The sequence below is a fragment of the Clostridium folliculivorans genome (assembly GCF_024341905.1).
GTDB lineage: Bacteria > Bacillota > Clostridia > Clostridiales > Clostridiaceae > Clostridium_AR > Clostridium_AR folliculivorans.
In genome coordinates this window covers 575,781-591,244 of sequence record NZ_BQXY01000001.1, presented here as the reverse complement: position 1 = coordinate 591,244, position 15,464 = coordinate 575,781, and the positions used below count along the sequence as shown (strand labels likewise).

The window sequence follows — 15,464 nt, the reverse complement described above, 5'->3', positions numbered from 1 at the left end:
AGATTATTAAATGGATAAACTTTTATAACTTTACAAAGGAGAAATTAAATGAATTCTTCACATTATAATATTGCAGCAAATTTTCTAAGAGAGGTTTATATTGAAATTGATAATAACTATATAACAACCTTTGTTAGTCCGAACTGCTTTAGTCTATTAGGCTATACAGTGCAAGAACTACTGGGTAAAAGCATCAGTGATATACTTTCAAAAACACCTCAAAACCATAAGCCATTTACTAATATAAAGATATCTGCCAAAACAAAAACCGGTCCCTTGATTCCAATAGATTTAGCAGGATCTCCATTACTTAATGAAAATAATGAAATGATCGGCTTTAGATTTTCATTGATTGATATATCACAATACGTAAAGTTTGATGAAAGTGAAAAGACTCTCAACAAGATGTTTGAGCGTTCCAAAGATATCATTTATAGAGCAGACTTAATTCCAAATTTTAAATTTACATACATTAGCCCTTCAATAAAAGAAATACTAGGATATACTGCTGAAGAACATTTAATAAATTCCAATATTCCTTTTGAGATTGTTCATCCTGATGATTATCATATCCTTACAAAAAAATTAACTAATACTATCGATTTTACTAAACCGTTAGCTATTAGATATAAACATAGAGATGGGCATTACGTCTGGCTAGATGACTATTGCATACCTATATATGATGATAATGGTACACTTATAGCAATAGAAGGCTTTAGTAGAAATATTACTGATAAAAAGCAATTAGAAGAAAAACTAGAAAGATTAAGTTATCATGACGGCTTAACCGGCGCTTACAATAAGCATTATCTTGAGAAAGAGATACATATCTTGAATACAGAGACTGATACTTCAATCGGAATTATATTCTGTGACCTCGATAATTTAAAAATAACCAATGATAGTTACGGTCATGCTTTGGGCGATAAATTAATAGAAAGAACTTTCAATATTTTAAATGAAATTTTTACAAAAAACTCTGTTATCGCTAGAGCAGGTGGAGATGAATTTATAATAATTATAAAAAACACCTCTATTGATAAAGTAAAAGAGTTATATATCCAGTTATGTGAATCAATAGAACAACAAAATAAGTACAGTATAGATTTTCAAGTAAAAGTTTCAATAGGCTATTCTTTTTCAGGTACTTCCATAGGGGTTATAAGAGACTTTATTACTATTGCTGATAAAAATATGTACAAGGATAAACAAAGAAAAAAGAGCAGTTTAGATAACTAAGGAATATGACTTTTTATCACTCTGCCAAATATAGTAACCGTTAAGTTTTATTTTTATTATATGGGAAAAAAATTGCAACTCTAAAAAGTCGCTGAAGCTACCTTCTTCAGCGAGCTTTTTTAACACATCTGCCTCTCCCAATGCATATGAGGAAAACCTTTCAGGCGACATATTCTTCTTTTTTTATTGTTTGAAATCACATTATGTTTTAAGTCGTTACTCATATTTATCTAAAGATATAGTTGAACTATAAATTCCTAAAAATCAAAAAACTCCCTACTTAATAATCCCACCATGAAGAAAATGGATTATTTAAATCTGATTCTAATATTACAGTTTCACCAATTTTAGGGGCTATTAAATTTACACCAGATCTTTTCGCCTCTTCTACTGCCCGCTCAACTGGTTCTTTCCAACCATGAAATGCTAATGTAAAAGCTCCCCAATGCATCAGCATCATATTTTTGCCCTTTACATTTACATGAGCTTGAACAGCTTCTTCTGGTATCATATGTACCGAAGACCACCGCCTGTCATATTGAGCTCCTTCTATTAATGTAATATCAAAAGGGCCGTATTTTTCTCCTATTTTCTTAAAATGCTCACCATATCCACCATCCCCGCTAGTATAAAAACTTGTATGTGTTCCAAAAATAGCCCAGCCTCCCCACAATGTGGTGTCTCTATTAAAAATCCCTCTACCAGAAAAGTGTTTAGAAGGGATTAATGCCACCGGTATATCTTTGAATCTTGCTTCCTGCCACCAATTAAGCTCCGTAATTTTTTCTTTCTGAACTCCCCATCTTACCAAATGAGCGCCCACCCCTAAAGGTACAAAAAAATGTTCAACCTTATTCTTTAATTTAATTATAGACTGGTAATCCAAATGATCGTAATGATCATGAGTAATAAAAACAGCATCAATAAATGGCATTTCGTCAAAGATACTGGACATTTTTTCACTATATCTATATCTCTTACTCCCAGCGAAAGAAACTGGAGAAGCAACTTGACCTAGCATAGGATCCAAAAGCAACTTTTTATTATCTATGCTAAGTAAAAAAGCTGAATGACCAAACCAAGTTAGGCTATCTTTTTCACTTTTAATCTTCTCCCAATCAATAGCAGATACAGGAATTTCATTAGCAGGATTCCGTTCATTGTTATCTTTTATAGAATCTCTAAGCATCGAAAAGATGTCAGGCAATCTCATGCTCATTTTTATTTCACTCTCATTAACGAATTTTCCATTAACATAATTATCAAAATGCTTGTAAAGTTCTTTATTCGGTCTTCCGCCAAAAACCGGATTTAGGTTTACAAATAATGCTATAGCTATACATAATAAAATTAGAAAAGCAAATAAATATATCATGCTTTTTAAGCTCCTTTCTATCCATAAATATACATCTTTTTATGTCAGTATATCAATGTATATGAAAAAAGTATAGAAAAAACGCAATTACAATATAGCGTGCTTTTAGAACATTGAATATTAGACTTTGCATAAAAATCCTTATAAATTCATTTGATTTTTGTTAATTGCAACTATATAATGAGTTCCGTAGTATATTAGTGAACAAGCAACCTTAAATACTATTTATCACTAAAACTAACTATGTAAATACGAGAATTTTATTAAAATTATATAAATGAGGATGGAAACCAAATGCGTATCTCAAAAATATACAAGGCAGTAATATCAATTTCGTTTATGCTTGTTTTAGTCGGTTGTAGCAGTTCCTCAATAAAACTAAAAGAGGACTATAAAATAAAATCAGGTCATGATATAAACTTTTATGTTACTACTGACTTACACTATTTATCCAAAAGCCTCACAGATAATGGAGAAGCTTTCAGTAAATTTGTTTCTTCTGGTGACGGTAAGGATCTTCAGTACATTGATGCTATAACAGAGGCATTTACATCTAATGTTAAAGCTAAAAAACCGAACGTACTTATCATTAGCGGAGATTTGACCACTAACGGTGAAAAGCAAAGTCATCTTGATTTGGCAAAAAAATTAAAAACTATCGAAGAGAATGGTACTTCCGTATACGTAATACCTGGCAATCATGATATTTTAAATCCTTATGCTAGAGGCTTTAAAGATGATAAACAGTTTGTCACCGACAATATAAGTGATAAAGATTTTAGCAAAATCTATGCCGACTTTGGATATTCTGAGGCAATATCAAAAGATGAGGGTACATTGAGTTATCTTGCTACACCAACTGAAGATGTGTGGCTTTTAATGCTCGATACTAATAAATATAAGAGTAATATTAGCTTAGGTGCTCCACAATTAGGTGGCGAGCTCTCTCAAAAAACCTTAGATTGGATAAAGAAATGTAGTGACTTTGCTAAAGAAAAAGGAGCTCATATAATAACAGTAATGCACCATAATATACTAGATCATAGCGAGGTTGTACGTAAAGGATTTACTTTAGATAACAATGAGGAAGCTCTTAAGATATTTAAGGAAAATAAATTAGATTTAGTTCTAAGCGGTCATATTCATATTCAGGACATAGCTTCTGACAACAAGGATAATCCAGAACTTTATGATATTGCCACAAACTCTTTAGCTGCATATCCTCACCAATATGGAATGCTTAAATATTCATCTAAGGATAAAAGTTTTACATATAGTACTGCTAAAGTAGATGTGGATGGATGGTCAAAGAGTAACGGAATAAAAGATAAAAACCTTAATAACTTTGCTAAGTACTCAGAAGACTATTTTGGTAAATTTGGTTATGATATGATTTCAAAAAGGCTTGAACTACAAGAAAGTTACTCAGACAACGATCTGAAATTGATGTCTGAGACCATGAAAACCTTGAACCTAAGATATTTTGCAGGAACTGAAAACTTAAATTCAAAAGATGTAATAGGGTCGGAAGGCTTTAAGTTATTGTCAAACTTACCAGACAGCTTTTTTAGAAATTATGCTATGAATATAGCTAGAGATAAAGGCACTGATAATAACAACCTCTACTTTAAAATTCATAATGAAGTTTCTAAAACTGAAAAATAATTCTATGATTCATTCTTATATAAAAATATATAAATTACAGTGCGAAAGCTGCTAAAGTGACATTCTTTAGCGGCTTTTTGCTTATCTGACTTTACAGATACATATGAGTAAAGTATATTAAAATCTACCATTTTAGAGCACTCTTCTAATTTTTAATATAATTTAATAATTCTTTTGGATCTTTCAAAGGTCCTATTGGACCAGCTGAAGTAGGAGTAAAAATGGCCATCTTGCTATATTGACCGTCTAAAGGAAATACTATAGAGTTATATACTAATTTACAATCAGATTTATTGTCTTTTCCATACTTCCAGTTCATTGTTACCTTACTGGTATATATAAATTCTACAACATTATTGCTTTTTTCCTGTTTTTCTATTTCTCTACTAGTCATAGAAGTTTTATAAATATCATTTGCACTAGTAACCCTTGCTCTTACTAGCTTTACGATCTTATCAAACTTCTTGTTCTTTTTATCTATAACTGTCTGTTTTCCTTTATTAAAATACACTATCTTATCTGGCACTTTAATTAAATCTTCTGCATCACTAGTTCCAGTGGTAGTATTTACTTTAGGTGCTGTTGGCGCATTTACTTTAGTGTCTGTTGTATTATTAGCTTTAGTATCTGTTGTAGTATCTGTTTTATTATCCGCTTTCGTTTCTGCTGCCTTATCATTCTGGCTTGTACTACTATTAGAAGAAGTGCTCTTTTTTGAATCTTTCGCACTGCATCCATAAGCAGTGAATATCATCATACAAATTAGAATAGAAATAATCGCTCTTGTTCTTATTATACTTTTATTCATATTGGTTCTCTCCTCACTTAATATACTCATATAACATAGAAATTGATTTATCCATATCTAAATAAAATTTGTTAAAATTTTACAATAACTTTTCTCTTCAACTACAATAACAATATTTTACTATTATGTCAAATCTGATATTGCTAATTAATTTATTAGATTCTTTTTGTAAGTTTTATGTAAACAAATAAAAATAAGATGTCCATTAGAACACCTTATTTTTTAAGAAACATCCCCAATTTTCAAAGTATCTAGACTATAGGTATACTACTTCAACCCCTAAACTCCAAATAAAGATTTCGATGGTTAGACGAATCCTTATTCGGACAGATTTTAATATTAATTAGCTTATCTATAAACCAAGTTACTCGTTATAATCCTCAACATCAAATTCATGATTTTTATAATAATATTTACGATCTTCCTCTGTAATCTCACGAATAACCTTACATGGATTTCCTACTGCAATAACATTGTCAGGTATATCCTTTGTCACCACACTTCCTGAACCAATAACCACATTATTTCCTATATTAACTCCAGGATTTACAACAACATTTCCTCCAAGCCAAACATTATCTCCTATTGTTATACCTATACCATACTCATATCCTGAATTTCGTGAATCAGGATGTATTGGATGCCCTGCTGTATATAGAGAAACATTTGGTGCAAATTGTGCATTTTTCCCTATTACTACCTTACCAACATCTAATATTGTTAGATTATAATTAGCAAAAAAGTTATTACCAACCTCAATATTTTTACCATAATCGCAGTGAAATGGCTGTTCTACAACAATGTTCTCCCCAGTTTTCCCTAGTATGTCTTTAATTAATTTCTCTATTTTATCTTTCTCATCTGGACTCAATAAATTGTACTCATGTATTTTCAGCTTATTTTCCATTCTTTCTTCTGAAAGTCCATCTAACCAAGCTTTATATGGCAATCCTGCTAACATTCTTTCTTTTTGGTTCATTTTTTAGTTCTCCTTTTCTGCCAGTATACTCTTATTTTTAGTAACTTGTAATTTAACAACGTGATCTACTCCGTATTCGTACAGCTCTTTTTCATTAATTCTACTGTTATTATGCAATTTCCTTTTGTATCTATTTACAAATTTCTTCATTTCTGATTTAGGTGTAGTATATAATACTAATTCCAATTACCTTATGAATTTAAATTAATACCAGTCTTTAATTCTGATATTATCTTCTCTTCGTTATCTTCACAATCTGTTCCACCAATAGCTATACTAGGTTTAGTTTTCCCATGAAAATCACTTCCACAGGTTAAAAGCAATTTATGTTTCAATGCAAATTCTTTATAAAAAGCTACTTGTTCTTTATTATGATAACTGCTATAAACTTCTATTCCCTTAATCCCACAACCAATAATGTCTGCTAAGAGATTTACTTTTTCCTTAACATTATTCCCCGGGTGAGCTAAAACTGGTATGCCTCCACTTTCCTCAATAACTTTAATTGCTTCCTGCAAGCTTATGAACTTTACTTCAACATAAGCAGGCTTACCTTGCGCACAGTAATCCCAATAAAAATTCACATATGGATTATCACTTCTAGATCCATTCTCATAATAAGGCTTAAGGAGTTGTTTATCATGATTCTCATCAAACATCATAGCAGCTTCAGCAATCATTTCACCATTGACCACGCCATTTCTGGATAATGAAGCAATCACTTCATCTGAAAAATCTATTCCCAGTTCTCTAACCAATCTCATGCGCTCTTTTGAAGCAATTTGTTCTTGGGTAATAATGCTTTCTTCAATTTTATGGAATATTTTTTTATTATAATCTATACCATATCCTAAAACATGTAAGTTGACCTTATCAATAGTACAATCTAGTTCTATGGCAGGAATAACTTCAATATCTTTGTTAGCGCAATACTCTTTTGCTTCTTTTATTGCTCTTACAGAGTTATGGTCTGCAATTGAAAAATATTTTATGTTTTTATCTAAGCAAAAATCCACTAGCATCTGAGGCTTAAATTCTCCATCATCACTATAATAAGAATGCATGTGCAAATCTATATAACTCATCTTTAACATCTCCTTCTTCATCTGCTTATTTTATAAATAGTATACTAATGCTACTGCATCATTTTTATAATCATAAATTTCTTTAAATCCATATTTTAAATAAAAATGATACCCCACAGAATTTCTAGAACTTGCATATAGCATCATTGTTTCAAATTCTTCGTTTATAAGTTGTTTACCTAATGCGTCTAATAGCTTGTGTCCAATCCCCTGCCTCTGATGGCCAGGTAGTATATCAATATGAAAATGTGCTGGATGATTATATGCTACTTTATCCAAATCAGATAAAAAGCTTTCAAAAAACTGAATATCCTCTGCTGATAACTCCTTTAGTCTTGGATAGTATATTTGATGCATCATTTGTTTATATCGTATATAATCCGTATTGCAGATTACATATCCTACTGGTTTATCCTCTTTATCAGCTGCCACCCATATATGATCTGGCTCCTGTTCTGTGAAATAATCATTGAACATAATACATACACCCTCAAGTTTGTTGTCATTTATCTTATAATCATCCCATGCAGTTTCCTTACATATAATCCTTAGATAAGGTTTATCATCATAACGATATTTTCTTATATTTATATTATTATTTTTAATAATAATCTACCTCCCAAGCAAAATACTTTAATTTTTTTTCATATTCAACTCATAATATAATAATATTCTGTAATCTTTGATAATTATATAAAAATAGTTTTAACTTTTATAACAATCGTATATAGATTTATACTAATACAATGAGTTAAAATTGATGTATAACTATTAATGATATACCGCTTAGGTTCTAATGGACAGTGCAAATTTTTAAACACGTCCTAAAACCTTATAACTTTGGAGGAAAATCTATGTTGGAAATACAATTATTAAGTGATAATTCAGAAATTGTTTCATATAATTTCACTGACTTTCCTATTCGTGCAAAGCAAGCCTTACTTTCAGACTACCCAAATATGACTGCTGCAAATCATTGGCATAAGGATTGGGAATTCACTCTAGTTTTAAAAGGAAAAATGTCTTATTACGTAAACGGAAAAGTCTACGAAATTCAAGAGGGTCAATGTATTTTTGTAAATTCCGAGCAGATGCATTATGGCTTTTCTGCAGATGGTTCTGACTGTGATTTTATCTGCATACTGATACACCCATACCTGATTTCTACTATTGAAAGAATTAGGGACGCTTATGTACTTCCAATATGTACAGATGCTTCACATCCATTTTTCATATTGACTCAAGAAATATCTTGGCAAAGAAACTTGATAGACATGCTAGAACAAATATATAAATTATGTGATGAGGAACAAGATGGTTTTGAGCTACAGCTGATGAGCCTTTTCCATTCATTATGTTATAGACTTTATCAAGATATGAAAAACAATATATCTACTAATGAAAATACTGATAATAAAAAACTGGAAGCTATGCATAACATGATAGGTTTTATACAGAAGAATTATCAGAGAAAAATATCTCTAAATGAGATTGCTGCATCTGGAAATGTATGCCGTAGTAGTTGCTGTGAGATTTTTCAATTAATTTTACATAAGACTCCAATCTCTTATCTAACAGAATATAGACTAGAAAAAAGCATCGAGCTTTTAAATATTCCTTCACTTTCAGTTACTGAAATAGCACTTCAATGTGGCTTTAACGGCTCCAGCTATTTTACGGAAATATTCCATAAAAATTTCGGCTTTACACCAATTCAATACAGAAAGAAAAAACTTAGTTGAACTTAATCTACAAAAATACTATTGTTATATTTTTATAGAGCAATCTTATAGATTAAACATCTACCTTGCACTATAATTACAGCATTATTAATATAAGTGAAGATTTATAAATAGCAACAGGATAGCTATCATATACATTAAAAGGGAGGACTTTCAATTGAGTGAGAGAGAAAATATTGTAACAGGAAAGCTTTTTACCGATATGTGTGAAGGTTTACCAGAAGAGAGATTGCAAGCAAAAGAGTTAGCTTATGAATTTAATCATACAAGGCCTTCAGAAATAGAGAAACGAATCAAATTAATAAATGAAATGTTCGGATCTTTAGGCAATAATTGCTGGATTGAACCACCTATTAATTTATGTTACGGAAAAAATGTGTCTATTGGAAATAACTTTTATGCTAATTTCAATTTGTCTCTTATAGATGATTATAAAATCACCATTGGAAATAATGTACTTATTGCACCAAACGTAACCATAGCAGTAACAGGCCATCCTGTACATCCAGATCTCCGTCAAAATGGTGAAATGTATGCCTTTCCAATAACTATTGAAGATTTTGTCTGGATTGGAAGTGGCGCAATTATTTGTCCTGGAGTAACTATTGGAAAAAATTCAGTTATAGGGGCAGGAAGTGTAGTAACAAAGGATATACCCGCTAATTCTATAGCTGCAGGGAACCCTTGCAAAGTACTACGTGAAATTAATGACGATGACAAAATCTATTATTATAAAGGTTTGAAGGTTGAATAAAAAACTATCTAATTAACAGATTGAATCATAATAAGCTTGCTCCTAGCAACCTAAGCTTAGCAAATACCAAAATTAATATAAAATAAATTAAGTATTTCAAATAGGAGGAAACAATATGGGGATGGATAAAGTTAAAGCAATTATGGCAGATGTAGATGGAACACTTTTATGCAGTGAAGGTTATGTAACAGAAAAAACAGTAAAAGCAATTAAACAAATTAAAGAAAAAGGAATCCTTTTTGGTCTTTCAACAGGCAGGGATGCTGTCTCTTGTCAAAACTTATTGAAAGAATGGAATATCGAAGGGCTGGTAGACTGCATTGTAGGAATGGGTGGCAGTGAAATTGACGATATGTCTCTTGGAATACAAAAGTCTAGTTTTCCACTCGATGGAGAATTGATTTGGGAAATCATCAAGCATTATGAGGATATGGATTTAAATTTTTGTATACCTAAGGATGGAATTTTGATTGGATATAAGGATGATGAATATATAAAATTACTATCAAAGCTAGATAAACTCCCTTATGAAGTTGTAGATTTTCATGAACTGTTAAAGACTCCACAGGGTAAAGTTATGATAATTTGTAATCCTGAATATATGGACAAGGTAATAGAACGTAGCAAAACTTTTAGTAATCCAAACTATAAATGTGCAAGTTTAAAAACTGCAAGTATTCTTTATGAATATATGGATCCAAGAGTAACCAAAACAAATGGTCTTAAAGAAGTTATGAACTTGCACGGAATTACCTTGGACAATCTTCTTGTTTTCGGAGACGCAGATAATGATGCTGATATGATTGAAAATGCAGGCATCGGCGTGGTTATGTCCAATGGAAGTGAAAAATCTAAATCCGTTGCTGATTTTATTACTGCTGATAATGACAATGACGGCATTGCTGTTTTCTTGGAAGCCCATGGAATAGTAGAATAAGCTAAAGCAAAGTAAAAACAACCTCTATGAAAAATTATAAAATTTAGATAGAGGTTGTTTTATTTTTATAGTCTCAAACTTATCTCACTTTTTTAAACTAAGCAGTGTTTCATTATCCTATAGTAGCCTTAATTCTTCTTACTCCAGAAGACGAACTTTCTTCCTTCAATATTTTGAAACTCTTTAGTTCAGCAGTATTTGAAGCATGTGGTCCTCCACATATCTCTTTCGAGTATCCACGAATGGTATACACCTTTACAATCTCACCATACTTGCTTTCAAAAACTCCAATAGCTCCATCTGCCTTTGCTTCTTCTAAGGTTTGTTCAGTGCACACAACATCTATTCCTTTTTCTATAGCCTCATTCACTATTTTTTGTACCTTCTCTAACTCTTCCTTAGTCAGCTTTCTGTCAAAGGAAAAATCAAATCTCAGCCTCTCTGAATTAATATTGCTTCCCCTTTGGTATACACTATCCCCTAGCACTTTTCGAAGTGCAGCATTTAATAGATGCGTAGCTGTATGAAGCTTAGTTGTTCTCTCACTATTATCTGCAAGTCCACCTTTGAACTTTTCAGCAGCACCTTTTCTAGACTTTTCTTGATGTTCCCTAAACTTTTCTTCAAATGCAAACATATCTACATTTATCTTTCGTTCTGAGGCAAGTTCAACCGTAAATTCAATTGGAAAACCAAAGGTATCATATAATTTGAAAGCCAAATCTCCACTTAAGCTATTGCCCTCCTCTAATTTAGAAAAATATCTCTCAGCCATCTTCAAGCCACTATCGAGAGTTTTTGAAAATAATACATATTCCTTTTCAAGTTGCTGTAAAACAAAATCTTTATTTTTAACTAATTCAGAATATATCTCCCCATAGTTTTCAATAATTACTTCAGCAATTCTACAAATAATATTGCTATCTACTCCAAATTTTTTTACTAACCTGATGGTACGCCTTATAAGTCTTCTTAGTATATATCCTTGTTCAGAATTTGATGGAGTGACTCCCCTTGGGTCTCCTAAGATAAAAGTTGCTGCTCTCATATGATCGCTGATTATACGGAAAGTCTTTTTGTTGTCTTCTGTATATTTTATACCTGTAAGACTTTCTATATTTTCTATAATAGGTTGAAATAGTTCAGTTCCATACACGTTGTTATAACCATTAAAAATCGTTAGTATACGCTCCAATCCCATTCCAGTATCTACATTTTTCTGTAGAAGCTCTGAATAAGTGCCATCTTCATTTTTATTGTATTCCATAAAAACATTATTCCAAATCTCCACATACTTTCCACAGCTACATGCAGGTCCACAATCTTCTCCACATTTTTCTTTGCCCATATCATAGAAGATTTCTGTATCAGGACCACATGGCCCAGTTTTTCCTGCCGGCCCCCACCAGTTTTCATCTCTACCATAAAAATAAATCTGTTCTTCCTTTATTCCATTCTTAATCCATATTTCTGCTGCTTCTGTATCCCTCGGCACTAGAGAATCACCTTCAAATACAGTGACTGCAAGTCTTTCTACCGGTATATTTAAATACTCTGTAAGAAATAAATAGCTCATTGTAATAGACTCTTTCTTAAAATAATCTCCTAGAGACCAATTGCCAAGCATCTCAAAAAAGGTTAGATGAGTATCATCTCCTACCTCATCAATGTCACCCGTTCGAACACATTTTTGAACATCAACTAATCGCTTTCCCTGTGGGTGTTTTTCTCCTAACAGGTATGGAACAAGTGGATGCATCCCTGCTGTAGTAAAAAGCACACTTGGATCATTTTCAGGAAACAAGGAAGCTGACCCTATTTCTTTGTGCCCCCTCTTTTCAAAAAACTCTACATACATTCTTCTTAATTCATTTGCTTTCATTTTAATTCTCCTTTACTTTTAAAAATGCAAAAAGCCCTAAGCTGAATAAACTTTCAGCCTAGGGCGAACTATACAATCCGTGTTACCACCTAAATTCAGAGATTAACTCTGCACTCTGCAAGTACGAGGTGCTAAAATGCAACCTGATACTAGTTTCCTTTTAACGGTAGAAAATCCGAAGAAGCCTACTAAGATATCTCTTTTCGGTCCACAGCTCAGAGACTGCTTCAATATAGCCTTCGTGAAGATTTCCACCTACCTCTTCTCTCTGTAACTTCAGCTTATATCTACTCTCTCTCATCATAGCTTTTTAATTTTAGGTTGTATTAAAATTACCACAACAGGAAACTAATGTCAACACATAAAACTAAATTAATATAGGAGATAGTCTAACTTATATGTTATTTTTATTAACCACCTACTAAACTTAGTCTCACTATCAATAATATACGTTAATATAACGATATGATATACACCTATTCAATGATACTGTGTTTTTCTATATTGTACACACCTAGTAATATTATAAAAGTACCTATCAATTGAATCACTCCTATTTCCTCATTGAAGATAAGGAACCCAGATACAATAGCCGTAGGCACTTCTAAGTTACCGATGACAGAGGTATTAAAAGATCCAATACGTTTTATAGAATAATAAAATAGCATAAGAGGTAAAAAAGCACATAATAAAGATAATATCATTATATAAACATAAGCCTTTATCGGCAGATTTAATTCTAAGCCCTTAGTAGGCAGTCTATATATACAAAGAAAAACCAAAGAAAATAACATAGAATAAAATGTTAAACTTATTGAATTAATATCCTTAAGCTTTTTAGAGGAATATACATTCATAAATCCGAAACATACTGCTGCTAAAATACCGTAAACTATACCTGTGGTTGAATATGAAAAAGGCAAAATCCCAATAACCATTGTACATCCAATAAATATTGCAATAAGTAAAATAAAGCTCTTAATAGTAAACTTATTCTTTTCAAAAAACACCGAATATAGATAAATAAAAATTGGTGATGTATACAAAAGAACTGTAGCTATGCCTACGGGAAGATAGTAGAACGACTTATAATAAAACACGGTCATAAAGCAGTCACCTAATACACCAAGTATCATAAGCCTAAAAAAATCTGTCCTTCCTACTTTTAATATTTTAATATTGAATATTGATAACGGGATAAACAGTAAAATCACAACAAATGTATATTGTAAGATTATAAGATCAATAGAATCTATATTAAAGGAAAATATGAGCTTAATAAGAATCCCTGCAAGTCCAAATAAAATGGCTGAAAGTATAGACGTAATGTAGCCAAGTTTCATTAGTATAAACCTACTTTCTATAAGATAATTTAGCATAATTAAATATAAAATTGGATAAACCCAACCTTTAATAAATTATCATAAAGTAGGTTCAGTATCAAGGTAAACATTTAAAATCACTAGGTTTACCTAGCTTGAAAATTTCACATTTTCCTATACATAAAAAAACTGGTTTCCATTAAAACAGAAACCAGCTTAGATACTTAGTATTTTTCAAACTGCCCTGACATGATGTTCCTCTTACTAGACTTTTTTATCTAATAGAAGACCGTGCCCAACATCACCATACATTAAAGCTGTCTTTACTTCCTCTACATAACTCTTATGAGCCATATAGTCCTCTTCATCTTTACTCTCAGTAGCTTTACCATCCTTGTTACGCCACTGTTTCTTCTTTTTAAGAAGAACATTCCTAAACTTGTACTCTTTCTGTATGACACGGACTTTAGATACTGAAATAATACTTTCTACTTTCTTTTCATCAGCCATACATAAAACTCCTTCCTTGGATGTTTAATTAAGTATTTCTATTATAATTATCGTAGGAAAAACATATAGATGAACCAGTTAATTTGTTTTTCCAGCAATTAATTGTATTTATTTGCTCTCGTCTTTTGATACCAAAGATTTAAATGCATCCAATATAAGGTATAAGCTAAAAAACACTAAAGAAGCCACTCCTAAAACTTCTAAAACAATAAACAAAACATGTTGATTTGTAGAGGCTGACTTTATACTCTTTGCCTTCTTTTTTTTATGCTTTCTGCTTATCAAGATCATACTCAACATACTTAAAGGTTATCATCTTTCCTTCTATCTCCCCACAATAACAATAAAAATTTATAGTCACTTTAGTCACAATACTATCTGATATAGTAGGATTACCTGCTCTATTATATTTATTATTCATAGTTAGCTTGAAGCTCTGAATATCTTTATTGCATGTTCAACAATATGACCCACACAAAAAGAATGTGAAAATTAAGCATGCCGAGAAGTATAAGTTGGTTTGCTAAATTGTTTATTACAAAACCCCTTTTATTATGCACCCTATGGGGTAATAACTATCCTTTTTCCATGTTCTTCAAGTTCCCAGGCCTTTTCGATGTCTTTAAGTGAAAGCTTTATAATGTCCATGCTTAATTTACCTTGTTTTATCATATCCCATACTTGGTTGCTACACTCAGCAAGTGCCTCAGGTCAACTCTGTGCCCCCATTCCATAAATCTCAAGACCTGAAGTCAACAGGTCTTGTTATGCTTTTTATCAACAAACTAATGATGCCATAATTCTTGAGGGTTCCTTTAGCCTTAGTGTAGATGATTTAATGGGCGAATTAGATATTTATATTGTATATAAAGAGTTTAATCGGCTTTTTTTATGGTATAATTACAAGTAGTTAAGTGATGAAGAGTATCTATCTAAAGAAAATAGATTAGTAAGAAACAAGTATCTTATAATATGAATTGCTTGGATGGCAACTTCTTCATTAATAAAAATAATCATTATTTTTACAAAGTAATATTAAATAGCTAATGAACAATATTCTTGTATTGTGTCTTAATGTTTTTTATTTTTACTTAACTTGTTGTATTTTTCCAGATTATTAAATCTAATTTTGCATAATATATAATAGACTTAAGTTTTATGGA

General features: G+C 31.4%; 15 protein-coding genes and 1 other annotated feature. Of the genes, 6 read left to right on the top strand and 9 right to left on the bottom strand.

Annotated elements, in window-relative coordinates; genetic code table 11:
* Window positions 1-48: 48 nt before the first annotated feature.
* Window positions 49-1,242: a sensor domain-containing diguanylate cyclase gene (locus tag OCU55_RS02595; protein ID WP_261850752.1), complete on the top strand. Its 1,194-nt coding sequence runs from the start codon at window positions 49-51 to the stop codon at window positions 1,240-1,242.
* Between the two features lie 280 nt (window positions 1,243-1,522).
* On the opposite strand, the gene OCU55_RS02590 is transcribed toward OCU55_RS02595, so the two are convergent.
* The gene (locus OCU55_RS02590) at window positions 1,523-2,617 is read right to left on the bottom strand and encodes an MBL fold metallo-hydrolase (RefSeq protein ID WP_261850751.1); all 1,095 of its coding nucleotides are present in this window, start codon (window positions 2,615-2,617) and stop codon (window positions 1,523-1,525) included.
* 294 nt (window positions 2,618-2,911) lie between these two features.
* Here OCU55_RS02590 and OCU55_RS02585 point away from each other — a divergent pair, with 294 nt between their 5' ends.
* Complete coding sequence (locus OCU55_RS02585) at window positions 2,912-4,282, top strand: metallophosphoesterase (RefSeq protein ID WP_261850750.1); 1,371 nt, start codon at window positions 2,912-2,914, stop codon at window positions 4,280-4,282.
* A gap of 145 nt (window positions 4,283-4,427) precedes the next feature.
* On the opposite strand, the gene OCU55_RS02580 is transcribed toward OCU55_RS02585, so the two are convergent.
* From OCU55_RS02580 to OCU55_RS02565, 4 genes are all read right to left on the bottom strand, one after another.
* On the bottom strand, window positions 4,428-5,090 hold the full coding sequence (locus OCU55_RS02580) for a hypothetical protein (RefSeq protein ID WP_261850749.1): 663 nt from the start codon (window positions 5,088-5,090) through the stop codon (window positions 4,428-4,430).
* Between the two features lie 364 nt (window positions 5,091-5,454).
* Window positions 5,455-6,069 carry a sugar O-acetyltransferase gene (locus OCU55_RS02575; RefSeq protein WP_261850748.1) on the bottom strand — a complete coding sequence of 205 codons (615 nt, stop codon included), beginning with the start codon at window positions 6,067-6,069 and terminating at the stop codon, window positions 5,455-5,457.
* Between the two features lie 191 nt (window positions 6,070-6,260).
* On the bottom strand, window positions 6,261-7,154 hold the full coding sequence (locus tag OCU55_RS02570; protein WP_261850747.1) for a PHP domain-containing protein: 894 nt from the start codon (window positions 7,152-7,154) through the stop codon (window positions 6,261-6,263).
* Window positions 7,155-7,184: 30 nt separating this feature from the next.
* Complete coding sequence (locus tag OCU55_RS02565) at window positions 7,185-7,631, bottom strand: GNAT family N-acetyltransferase (RefSeq protein ID WP_261850746.1); 447 nt, start codon at window positions 7,629-7,631, stop codon at window positions 7,185-7,187.
* Window positions 7,632-8,008: 377 nt separating this feature from the next.
* Between OCU55_RS02565 and OCU55_RS02560 the strand changes: the two genes are divergently transcribed.
* The 3 genes from OCU55_RS02560 to OCU55_RS02550 all read left to right on the top strand — a co-directional run bounded on the left by OCU55_RS02560 (window position 8,009) and on the right by OCU55_RS02550 (window position 10,587).
* A complete protein-coding gene (locus tag OCU55_RS02560; protein ID WP_261850745.1) occupies window positions 8,009-8,896 on the top strand; it encodes an AraC family transcriptional regulator in 888 nt (295 codons plus the stop codon).
* A 157-nt stretch (window positions 8,897-9,053) separates the two neighbouring features.
* Window positions 9,054-9,650, top strand: a complete 597-nt coding sequence (locus OCU55_RS02555) for a maltose acetyltransferase domain-containing protein (RefSeq protein WP_261850744.1) — start codon at window positions 9,054-9,056, stop codon at window positions 9,648-9,650.
* A 115-nt stretch (window positions 9,651-9,765) separates the two neighbouring features.
* Window positions 9,766-10,587: a Cof-type HAD-IIB family hydrolase gene (locus OCU55_RS02550; protein WP_261850743.1), complete on the top strand. Its 822-nt coding sequence runs from the start codon at window positions 9,766-9,768 to the stop codon at window positions 10,585-10,587.
* Between the two features lie 112 nt (window positions 10,588-10,699).
* On the opposite strand, the gene OCU55_RS02545 is transcribed toward OCU55_RS02550, so the two are convergent.
* The 4 genes from OCU55_RS02545 to OCU55_RS02530 form a co-directional block, all read right to left on the bottom strand.
* Window positions 10,700-12,469: an alanine--tRNA ligase gene (locus OCU55_RS02545; protein WP_261850742.1), complete on the bottom strand. Its 1,770-nt coding sequence runs from the start codon at window positions 12,467-12,469 to the stop codon at window positions 10,700-10,702.
* Between the two features lie 56 nt (window positions 12,470-12,525).
* Window positions 12,526-12,782, bottom strand: a binding site (T-box leader).
* A 163-nt stretch (window positions 12,783-12,945) separates the two neighbouring features.
* On the bottom strand, window positions 12,946-13,812 hold the full coding sequence (locus OCU55_RS02540) for a DMT family transporter (RefSeq protein ID WP_261850741.1): 867 nt from the start codon (window positions 13,810-13,812) through the stop codon (window positions 12,946-12,948).
* Between the two features lie 243 nt (window positions 13,813-14,055).
* Window positions 14,056-14,301, bottom strand: a complete 246-nt coding sequence (locus tag OCU55_RS02535; protein WP_261850740.1) for a hypothetical protein — start codon at window positions 14,299-14,301, stop codon at window positions 14,056-14,058.
* A 265-nt stretch (window positions 14,302-14,566) separates the two neighbouring features.
* Window positions 14,567-14,722: a hypothetical protein gene (locus OCU55_RS02530; RefSeq protein WP_261850739.1), complete on the bottom strand. Its 156-nt coding sequence runs from the start codon at window positions 14,720-14,722 to the stop codon at window positions 14,567-14,569.
* Window positions 14,723-15,037: 315 nt separating this feature from the next.
* Between OCU55_RS02530 and OCU55_RS23995 the strand changes: the two genes are divergently transcribed.
* Window positions 15,038-15,211, top strand: coding sequence for a DUF4275 family protein (locus OCU55_RS23995; RefSeq protein WP_427847032.1), 174 nt, complete (start codon window positions 15,038-15,040; stop codon window positions 15,209-15,211).
* The last annotated feature ends 253 nt before the right edge of the window (window positions 15,212-15,464 follow it).

Coding starts and splice junctions, on each gene's coding strand:
- OCU55_RS02595 (WP_261850752.1), top strand. CDS start 49: ATGAATTCTTCACATTATAATATTGCAGCAAATTTTCTAAGAGAGGTT.
- OCU55_RS02590 (WP_261850751.1), bottom strand. CDS start 2,617: ATGATATATTTATTTGCTTTTCTAATTTTATTATGTATAGCTATAGCA.
- OCU55_RS02585 (WP_261850750.1), top strand. CDS start 2,912: ATGCGTATCTCAAAAATATACAAGGCAGTAATATCAATTTCGTTTATG.
- OCU55_RS02580 (WP_261850749.1), bottom strand. CDS start 5,090: ATGAATAAAAGTATAATAAGAACAAGAGCGATTATTTCTATTCTAATT.
- OCU55_RS02575 (WP_261850748.1), bottom strand. CDS start 6,069: ATGAACCAAAAAGAAAGAATGTTAGCAGGATTGCCATATAAAGCTTGG.
- OCU55_RS02570 (WP_261850747.1), bottom strand. CDS start 7,154: ATGAGTTATATAGATTTGCACATGCATTCTTATTATAGTGATGATGGA.
- OCU55_RS02565 (WP_261850746.1), bottom strand. CDS start 7,631: ATGTTCAATGATTATTTCACAGAACAGGAGCCAGATCATATATGGGTG.
- OCU55_RS02560 (WP_261850745.1), top strand. CDS start 8,009: ATGTTGGAAATACAATTATTAAGTGATAATTCAGAAATTGTTTCATAT.
- OCU55_RS02550 (WP_261850743.1), top strand. CDS start 9,766: ATGGGGATGGATAAAGTTAAAGCAATTATGGCAGATGTAGATGGAACA.
- OCU55_RS02545 (WP_261850742.1), bottom strand. CDS start 12,469: ATGAAAGCAAATGAATTAAGAAGAATGTATGTAGAGTTTTTTGAAAAG.
- OCU55_RS02540 (WP_261850741.1), bottom strand. CDS start 13,812: ATGAAACTTGGCTACATTACGTCTATACTTTCAGCCATTTTATTTGGA.
- OCU55_RS02535 (WP_261850740.1), bottom strand. CDS start 14,301: ATGGCTGATGAAAAGAAAGTAGAAAGTATTATTTCAGTATCTAAAGTC.
- OCU55_RS02530 (WP_261850739.1), bottom strand. CDS start 14,722: ATGAATAATAAATATAATAGAGCAGGTAATCCTACTATATCAGATAGT.